Source organism: Agrococcus sp. HG114 (assembly GCF_024723325.1).
In the GTDB taxonomy this organism is placed as follows: domain Bacteria; phylum Actinomycetota; class Actinomycetes; order Actinomycetales; family Microbacteriaceae; genus Agrococcus.
In genome coordinates this window covers 1-314 of the sequence record NZ_JANQCH010000334.1, presented here as the reverse complement: position 1 = coordinate 314, position 314 = coordinate 1, and the positions used below count along the sequence as shown (strand labels likewise).

Annotated in this window: 1 protein-coding gene; it reads left to right on the top strand. The window is 39.8% G+C overall.

All coding sequences use genetic code 11. The annotated features are described in order from the left end of the window. Window positions 1-314: helicase C-terminal domain-containing protein (locus tag NWP09_RS13475; RefSeq protein WP_258275974.1), on the top strand; the 314-nt coding region annotated here is incomplete at both ends.

Below are 314 nucleotides of genomic sequence, written 5' to 3'. Positions count from 1 at the left end.
GTCTTTACGTACAGAGGCACCAGATCTTAACTTTTTAGTACAAGATGGACAAATGACAGAGGAACAAAGGGAAAATTTCCTCAGTGCTTTTAAAGAGGTTGAGCAGGACGATGAACGAGTGATAGGAATGGCCGTTTTAGGAGGCATCTTTTCCGAAGGAATTGATCTGAAGGGAGATCGATTACAAGGAGTTATCGTTGTCGGTGTTGGATTGCCGCAAGTTAACTTAGAACGAAATATTATTAAAGACTACTTTCAGTCCATTGGTCATAATGGTTTTGATTATTCATACGTATATCCGGGGATGAATAAGG